This is a genomic window from Elusimicrobiota bacterium, assembly GCA_016788905.1.
Lineage (GTDB): Bacteria > Elusimicrobiota > Elusimicrobia > FEN-1173 > FEN-1173 > JADKHR01.
Genome location: JAEURZ010000036.1, coordinates 1 through 9,412, shown reverse-complemented (window position 1 = coordinate 9,412; position 9,412 = coordinate 1). Strand labels below are relative to the sequence as shown.

Annotated in this window: 5 protein-coding genes; all 5 read right to left on the bottom strand. The window is 54.3% G+C overall.

Going from position 1 to position 9,412, the window contains the following annotated elements; all coding sequences use genetic code 11:
- On the bottom strand, window positions 1–1,400 hold a 1,400-nt coding region (locus JNK54_10580), incomplete at its 3' end, for a beta-propeller fold lactonase family protein (protein ID MBL8024703.1).
- Window positions 1,401–1,581: 181 nt separating this feature from the next.
- Window positions 1,582–2,931: an ATP-binding protein gene (locus JNK54_10575; GenBank protein ID MBL8024702.1), complete on the bottom strand. Its 1,350-nt coding sequence runs from the start codon at window positions 2,929–2,931 to the stop codon at window positions 1,582–1,584.
- 174 nt (window positions 2,932–3,105) lie between these two features.
- Window positions 3,106–4,125, bottom strand: coding sequence for an OmpA family protein (locus tag JNK54_10570; protein MBL8024701.1), 1,020 nt, complete (start codon window positions 4,123–4,125; stop codon window positions 3,106–3,108).
- Window positions 4,118–5,062 (bottom strand): hypothetical protein, encoded by a 945-nt coding sequence (locus tag JNK54_10565; GenBank protein ID MBL8024700.1) that lies wholly within the window; start codon window positions 5,060–5,062, stop codon window positions 4,118–4,120. Before JNK54_10565 ends, JNK54_10570 begins: the two co-directional genes overlap by 8 nt.
- A complete protein-coding gene (locus tag JNK54_10560; protein ID MBL8024699.1) occupies window positions 5,059–9,201 on the bottom strand; it encodes a gliding motility-associated C-terminal domain-containing protein in 4,143 nt (1,380 codons plus the stop codon). The genes JNK54_10565 and JNK54_10560 overlap by 4 nt, the downstream gene beginning before the upstream one ends.
- Between the last annotated feature and the right edge of the window lie 211 nt (window positions 9,202–9,412).

The window sequence follows — 9,412 nt, the reverse complement described above, 5'->3', positions numbered from 1 at the left end:
TCGTTGGCATCTAAGTCAAAGACCAATACCCTGTTATTTCTCGTGTCACTGACAAACAGTCTGTGGGTTGAGCTATCTAACGAAACCCCGTAGGGATTTACAAACCCCCTGTTGTTGGGGGAAGTGTTTCTGATGTAAGCGTTCCATGAATAGGACCCCGAACCATCTTGAAGTCCCAGCCCATCCGTGGCGTTTTGGCCGTTTGCGATAGATGAGACGTTGTGGTAGACAACCCGATAATTTCCATTATCCACCACATACAATCGATTGTTCCCTGCATCAAACGCCAATCCATTGGGAACACTCAATCGGCTCTGGGTTGTAGCGCCGGTGCCTGTCGTGAAATTTGCTGGGCCCAGCACGTTGACAGCGTTGGGGTTATTGGTGCTGGTGTTAACGTCAAAAACCATCACACGGTTATTGTTGTAATCGGAGACGAACAGCCGGCTGGCTCCTGGATCATAGGCCAAGCCCGTTGGGTTTTTTAAGCCGTTTTGGCTGGTGGCGGCTGTGTTAGTGTTAAATGTGGATTGACCAATCACGTAAGACGCGTTCATCCCGTTGGACAATGACGACGCGTCGTACACCATCACCCGGCTGTTCGTGTATTCCGCCACATAGAGTTTGTTTGTCGACGTGGCAAATTCCACACCATAAGGCCCCCCTAGACCGCTTTGAGTGATGTTGGCCGTGGTAGAAGTAAAGTTGGGTTGACCCAAAACATAAATGGCATTTTGACCGTTCGAAACAGACGACACATCGAAAACAAGGACCCGATTGTTCAAGTAGTCCGGCACATACAATCGATTGTTAATTCCGTCAAATTTAATATGGGTGGGGTTGTTCATCCGGTTCTGTGAAGCGGCGGATCCCCCTGACGTGAAGTTTGTCTGTCCCAGCACATAGTCCGCATTTTGACCGTTCGAAAGGGTGGCGGCGTTAAACACCAAGACCCGATTGTTGAAACGATCGGCAACAAACAATCGTTGGCCCGCAGAGTCATAACTTAATCCGTTCGGTATATACATTCCGCTTTGGCTGGTCTGTATTTGGAATCCGGAAAAGTTGGATTGACCCAGGACGTGATCAGCGGTGCGGTCGACCAGGTTGTTGCTGGAGTCCAAATCAAATTCCAGCACGCGATTGTTAAAGTAATCCGCCACGAACAGCCGGTGGGCGACGGTATCCACTGCCACACTCGAGGGAGGATTAAACCCCTCCGCGGAAGGACGGTAGTTGGGAACAGCGGTTGTCCAGACGGGGTTGTCGCTGTCGTCCAGTTGACCGAGGATATTTTCCGCGTTCATGCCATCCGAAATAACCGCGTCCGCCCGCCAGGGGGCCATCAATAACAAGAACCCCAGTGGGGCTAGGCGTTTAAGCAGAGCAATGAAGTCCATACCCTATCCTTATATTTCCGGAAACCATTTCTTTCAATGGGGAATAGTATAGATGGCTCAGGGGGGGCTACAAACGAAACGACGAAGGGCAGCCTGTTTTCTGCGCGGTCTACTGGGTGATTCTAAAAAAGGACGGCGGGAGAAAACTGTTGAAAGTGGTTGTCCGGAAATGCGCGCGATATTACTTGATCGGCCGGGTTTTAATGAATTGGGGCAGACGGCTGGCCAAATAAAGGGGGAGGTGGACAAACCGGTGGGGCTCGTCAACGGACAGGTTCCTGGCACTTATGATGGTGCGAAACGGGGGTTGGTATTTTTCGGCGAACACTTTTAAACTTTTGGCCTGGGTGATCCAACCGGATTTAACCTCAATGGGGAAGACGGCGCCGTCCGTCTCTAGCACAAACTCGACCTCCGCGGTGTTTTCCCGCCAGCAGACCACATCTTTCCGTCCTGCGGTGATCAATTCTTGAAGGACGAAATTCTCAGCCACGTAGCCTTTGTACGTGCCAAAGTTGAAATCCAGGATGGCTTTGGGGGAAAGCCCTCCCAACGCTCCCAAAAGACCGATATCGAATGGGTAGAGTTTAAAAACGTTTTCATCGGTGAAAGCCGAGAGGGGGAGTCGCGCGCTGTTGACGATGGGAATCTTATGGACAAGGCCAGCGGTTTTCAGCCAGTCGATGGCCCCCGCGAGACGGCTGTATCCACTGATCCCGGGAACAACGCCCCTAAACCGGAATTTGGAGGAAGACCCATCCAATGCTCTCGCCAATTGCGTGGGGACATTTTGCCAAACCCGCTCGATGTGCATGGAATTTTCCTTTCCGGAATGCTTGGCCACATCCGCGAGATACGCCGTCAGAAGTTCCCCCTGTTTTTTACGAACCGCTTCAAAGGCTGTTGGAGGATCGTCTTTTAGTGATGCGAAAGTGGCCACGGCCTCCGGAAGTCCTCCCACAACCAGGTATGCCTTCAACATGTTCCATAAATGTTCATGCACGACCCCAGGGAGCGGGGCGTCCCATGGGGGATTCATCAAAAACGGTAAAGATCGTTCGTCGCCAATTCCCCTAAGAAATTCTTCAAAAGAAAAGGGGTGCAAATCGAGAAAATCCACCTTGCCTACAGGAAAGTTATCTTCCCCCAAATGAACACCCAACAGCGAGCCGGCACAGCAAACGGAAAATTCCGGGTGTTCTTCCGCGAAATATTTTAAAGCGGTCAACGCCCGCGGGGCCTGTTGGATTTCATCGAAAATGAGGAGGTCCTTTTCGGGATTGAGCGGAGGAGAGTTTAAAACGAAGCGAATTTCTTGGATAATCCGTAAAGGATTGAGGTCTCTATCAAAAATATTAGCCAATCCCGGATTCGCCTCAAAATTAAGATAATGGACCCTCTCGTAGGAGGAGCTTCCAAAGGATTTTAATGCATAGGTTTTTCCAACCTGTCGAGGGCCAACCAATAAGAGGGGTTTGCGGGTTTTTGATGTTTTCCAGCGGATTAAATCCGATTGAATATTTCGGTCCATTATGAAATTATCATACCACATTTTTTATAAATTGAGAATTTGTCGGACGAGTATTTTATTGTTTCGTGATGATAATCAAAGTGGGGCTCCTTGCGTTCTGTTCATCTTCCCAGTCCTTTGGGGAAGGTGGCGGGGGGGTAAACCGTTTATCTGAATTTTTATATCATTTTCCCACTACGGGAGCCATTCGGAAAGGACGATGACGACGGCTCTTCTGTTTTTGGCGCGACCGAGGGGCGTGCCGTTGGAGGCGACGGCTTTCTTGGACCCGTGGGCGAAGAGGGCGAAACGGTTGGATGGGAGTCCCCAGCGGGTGACGAACAATTCGCGGAGGGCTTCCGCGCGTCGGCGAGAGAGGGCCATGTTGTATCCTGGCGGGCCCTTGCTATCGGAGTGGCCGTGAATCTCCGCGGGGACCGTTGGGAAATCTAGGAGGAACTGGGCCATGGCCTGAAGTGCCTTCTCTTTGGCTTCCGCATCGCTCTTGTCAATTTTCCAGCCTTCTGTCCGGAACAGGATGTGGAGGGGTTTGGGTGGTTCGGTGAGTATCCTTACGGGTTTGGGAAGTCCCTCTTCCCTAACCGGGACGTCCTTCGTGACCTCCTCCACGGGTTCAGGTGTGGGCTGTTCAACGGGATCCGGCTCTTTCACGATCTTTGGTTTGACGGCCCGTGCGAAGGATCGGGAAAACGTGATACCCCCGGTCAGGAAAACCATGTCGTTGCCCGTCTCCCCGGCCCTTGGGGAATACCAAACCTCAGATTTTATGCCCACTTCCCACCGGTCGTTCATGGGCCGACGAAGTCCCACGCCCCCGCGCCCCACGAGACGATTAAGGGACCCACTGCTCTGATCTGTGGACAGCCCTGCCCCAAGCCTTAGATAGGGGGCCCAGGCTCCCCATGGACTGAACCGGCGGTCGGCGACCATCGTGGCGGGCCGAAGGCGTTTGTTGTTCTGGAGAGAGAGCACGTTGTAGCCAAATCCCGTGTCCCAAATCTCGTTGCGGCTAAATCGGACCATCACCCCTGCGGACAATCCTGATTTACCTTCCGCGCGAACGGTCTGCGATGCCAAGGCGGTGGATCCCCCCACATCTGTTTCTAAGGCCCACTGGGCCCAGGGGTCCGTGGCGTGAAGACGGGAAACCCCAAACAATAAAAGTCCCAGGAAAAGAGAGGCAGACTTATTCATCGGAGGTCCTTTGGCCAAACCGCATGATCACAGAGACCTGATGGGTGCCTGAAGTATCTTTGACGCCCGTGAGGGGAAGCATGAAGCCATAATCCACTTGCAAGATTTGGATTTTGGCAGAGAACCCACCCGAAACCCGTTTGTAGTCGTTTGGCCCCATTCCGCCGCCAGCGCGAAGGGCGAAACGGCCCAGTGATTTCTCGATGCCTCCGTGAAGCCTGGTCTGATGCTCTGCACCGACACGGCGGCGGGAGACTTCAAGGAGGGCGAGCCCGATCTTTGAGGAAAAGGAACCGGCGGCCTTCAAGACGCGCGGTACGGGGTCGGAAGAGGAAAGCCCCACATCGGATTCCAAAAGATTGACCCCGGTAACGCCGAACCGCCAGCGGGGGGTGGGGATCCAGGTGGCGCCCAGATTGACGTCCCAGGCGGAGGCGGATCGGGATTCCGCGTAGGTGGGATCTTCAGCGTTGAAACTGGTGCCTTCAAGCGGATCCACAGCGGAGTCTGTGTCGGAATTGTGACCGACGGATTTCTTTAAATGCTTTAGGGCGGTGCCCCAGCGGAAGCGATTGCCGAGCGTATGGGCGTATCCCAGGGAGAGGGTTTCTTCGTTGTAGAGGTTGCCCAGACTGTAGCCGCCGTAGGCCAATCCCAACGCCCCCCATCGTGTGGGAGAGGCCCAGCCAAAGAAGGATCGGCTGAGGTTGGAGCCGTCGGAGAGCCCCTTGAACATTCGACCGTAAAAGAGGCCGGCTTCGGGTGTGTCTAAATCGGTGAGCCCGGCGGGGTTGTAGTGGAGAGAAAAGACATCGCCGGGAGCGGCGGTGAGCGCGCCATCCAAAGCCGTGGCGCGGCCGCCGGTGACGGATTCAGAGAAAGAGGCGGACGCGGGAAGCGTGAAGAGAAGAAGAGCGATGGGAAGAAGGTATTTCATTTGGACACCACGATTGTCCCGGTGGCGCGGCGACCACCGACAATGACTTGGTAGATGTAGACGCCGCCGGGGACAGAGGCGCCGTTGGCGTCACAGCCGTCCCAGGTCAAACTTAAACCGGGGGCGGGGCCGGTGGCCATGTCGGCGACCCGGGCGCCGTCGGTATCGTAGATGGTGCCGTGGGTGGCCTCCCCATTGGGATTATCCAGACGGACGACGGTCACGTCGTTTCTTCCGTCGCCGTTGGGGGTGAAGACGCGGGCAATGACCGATTGGACCACGTCGCTGGACTTAGAGCCCATGAGCCGGTAACCCCCGGTGCGGCCAAAGCTGAACTGGGCGAGGTTGGGGGAGAGGATGCGGGCTGTGCCGGCCAAGACCCAGGCAGACCCATTGAAATATTCGACTGATCGTTCACCGCTGGAAACGCCGGGGAGTGGGACGGATAATTGGCCGGAGGGGGAAAAGGTGACGTTCGTCGCTGGAGTGCCGGTGAGACCATCCACCACCGAAATGTCGACGGCCACCAGAGCGCCGTCGGTGACGGGCCGATCGGATAAGGAAATGATGTGGCGGGGATTGCCAGACCCGGTTAAGAGACCCTGGGGAGAAGTGAGGGCGGTGCCGAGGTTGGAGGCATAGACATAACGGCCAGCGCGCACGTTGTCGATGACCGTGGAGGGCAGGGAGAAAAGGGTTTCGACTTCTGTGCGAACGCGATAAAACCGTTCAACCCCAGCGGGGGTCACGGGGCCGTAGGTGGTGGCGGTGGAAAGAGCGAGAGGGGTGAACGTTCCAGTGGGGGTATCGGATTCAGAGAACTCATAACGCGCTTCAGAGGTGAGCGGTTCACCCAGTTCGTTGGTGGTGACGGGGTTCCAGGTGTAGGTAATCATCCCGGATCCGATGGTGCCGAGGAGGTTCAGAGGCAGAGAGGGGAGAGTGTCAGGAAGCAGAACAGCGATGGTGGCGGAGTATGCGCTGGTCGTGTCGTCGTGGCTGAGGGATCGGACGCGCAGAGTGTAGGTGAGGGCCGGGGTGAGCCCTGAAAGGGTGGGCGCGATCGAGGTCGTTATGAGCGCGGAGGAAAAGGTAACGCCATCGGTGGCGTGTTCGATTTCGTAGGTGGTTCCCGTGGGATTCCCGTTGGTGTTCCAACTGAGTGAAATAGATGTGGAGGTGAACGCTGTTGTCGAGAGCGCAAGGGGCGGATTGGCCCAGGTCACGGTGGAACCAAAGGCAGTGAAGGCGGAACAGCCCACGCCGTCGCAGGCTTTCGCAAAGCCAAAATAGGTGGTGTTGGGGGTGAGAGAATTAACGGTGGCGGAGAGGGCCACCGTGTTGCTGGACCCCGCCACGGAGACGGGGGGATTGTCCGGGGCCGCAGAGACCACAAAGGTGTAGCTGGACGCTCCCACGGAGGAGGCCCAGGAGGCGGAGATCGTGTTTTCGGACCGGGCAGTAAAAATCGTTGAGGCGGGGGTTGGTGGGGGCATGTAAGGCGAAGCGGAAACGGTGGATGAAATGGCGGACCAGTTGGAGGCATCGTCCTGGGTCCAGAGGACGAAATACCAGGGCTGATCGAGACCCACGATGACGGTGGTGGATTGAACCACGCCGGGAATGACGCCGGTGGCGGGAATCGTGGCCGTGTAGGCTCCGGCGGGAGTGGCGCTGGTGCTCCAGGCGGTGGCGGCCGAGGTGGAATATTGGATGCGGTAAACCCCGGTCAATGGATTGAACACACCGTCGTCCCCCGCGGAGGGCCAACTGAGGTCAATGGCTCCGGCCTGTGACCCCATCCCCACGGTGACGGTAGATGTGGAGGGCGGAACAGGCCCCACGGAGTGAACCAGAACGCGGTTGTTTTCCTGGTCAGCGATATAGAGGCGGTTCATACCAGGCTCGAAAACGATTCCCATGGGAAAATTCAATTTACCGGCATTGTAACCCTCGGTGCCTGTGGTGAAATCCGTTTGACCCAAAACGTTGATGGCGTCTTCTCCGTCTGTGATGATAGTCGTGTCAAAAACAAGAATTCGGTTATTCGTTGTATCGCTTACAAACAATCGATTTACGGTGCGATCAATTGCCACACTCCAGGGGGTGAACGCGGCTGCGGTCAGGCTGACTGTAGCGGAAGTGAAATCGGGTTGACCCAGAACGTTCACCGCATTTTCTCCATCGGTAATCACCGCGGTGTCAAAGACCATAACCCGATTGTTTCCATAATCAGCCACATAGAGATGGTTATTTCCATCGTGAGTGACCGATGTGGGGGTGCGCAAGCGGTTTTGGGCGAGGGAAGAGGGCTGGGAGGTGAAGTTGGGTTGGCCCAAAACATGGATGGCGTCTTCTCCGTCCGTTATTGTTGATACATCATAGACAAGGACTCGATTGTTACCGGAGGCTGTAACGTAAAGGCGCGATGTCCCGGGTTCTAAGGCAACTCCATAGGGGTCGTTCAGTCCGCTTTGTGTGTTCGCCGTTCCCGACGTGGTGAACGAGGGTTGCCCCAGGACATGGATGGCGTTTTCTCCGTTCGTGATCGAGGCCACATCAAAAACCATGACGCGATGGTGCCTCTGAGCAACCACGAACAACCGGTTGGTGGCCGCGTCAAAGGCCAACCCCGTCGGTGTATAAATAGAATATTGGTTGGTCATGATGTCCTGATTGGTGAAATTGGTTTGGCCAAGGACATAATCCGCTGTGCGATCCACGATCGTATTGTTGGTGTCCAAGTTGTACACCAGGACCCGATGACTCGTGTAGTCTGCTACAAACAAGCGATGCCCGGAGGTATCAATGGCTATGTCGTATTCCCACCGAAATCCATTTTGAGCTACCCCATCAAAAATATTTTGTGTCGTGTAAACGGGTCCTCCTGTTCCGTCCGTTTGGCCCACCACATTGACCGCGTTTGATCCATTCACGATGGTGGTGGTTGATACATCAAAAGAAAGGATTCTATTGTTCCTGAGATCGGCGACATACAGGATTTTGCCTTCCTTGTCTAACGCATTCCCATATGGATTGTAAAGACCATTTTGTGTGGTGGTCGGGGTTCCTGAAGTGAAATCGGGTTGTCCAAGAACGTTCACCCCGTTCTCTCCATCAGTGATGACGGCCACATCAAAGATCATGGTTCGATGGTTGGCGTAATCTCCCACGAAAAGTCGCTGGGTCCCGTTATCAAAGGAAATCCCAAATGGGGAGGAGAGTCGTCCTTGGGTGCGGGCGGCGGACCCCGAGGTGAAGGTCGTTTGACCTAGAACGTTAATGGCGTTCTCCCCGTTAGTAATCGACGTCACATCAAAAACCATGACGCGGTTGTTTGTCCTGTCCGCCACGAAAAGACGGTTTGATCCCCTATCAATGTCAAGAAAGGTTGGCCCGTTAAAACGTGACTGAGTCACGCCACTTGTACCGGTGGTGAAATTCAATTGCCCCAGAACGAAAATGGCATTTTCCCCATCCGTGATACTTGTGACATCGTAAACGAGGACTCTGTTGTTACTGTAGTCCGAAACAAAAAGTCGATCGTTGCCAGGGTTACCAAAATAACACACTTCGTATGGATAATTCATGCTGTTTTGGGTGGTCCCAGTGGGACTGGAGGTGAAGTCGGGTTGCCCTAAAACATGGATGGCATTTTCCCCGTTAGTGATTGACGTTACATCAAAAACGAGAACCCGGTGATTCCAGTAATCCGCCACAAAGAGACGGTTGGAGACAGCATCATAGTCCATCCCTTTCGGGTAAAGTAATCGGTGTTTGTCGGTGCCCGGTGCGTCCCCATAAAAATCAAGTTGCCCTATGACATGCTCTGGGGTGCGGTCCACCAGAATGTTAGACGTGTTGAGATCATATACCAAAATGCGATGGGCTGCATCCGTGACAAATAGACGATGGGTTGTGGTGTCAATGACGATATCATATGGAAAAAATAGGCCTGTAAGCAGGGCGGTGTCATAGGGACCCACGTTGTCGAAATCAGGACCGCCGTCAGGAGTGGATTGGCCCACCACATTTTCCGCGTTTTGGCCGTTGACGATAGGACCGTCCGCCGCCTGGGCAACGTAGAAAAACAATAACAACCCCAGCCAAGGGGAGAAAATCGAAAACCCGTATTTCATACATATCCCTTATATGTCCAGAATTCATATTTATCAAGGGCTTCCTCTCTTAGCCCTATGCAAGCGGCCAGTAACCCAGACGTCGAAGCGGATACCTCGTGCAGTGATTCACACAGGCTTGGTTTATTCGGGAGGGTGAATTCAAGCGGCTATTGCACCAAGCCATGAATTGAAGACCTCGTTTGGAGTTTTGTATCCCAAGCATTTCATG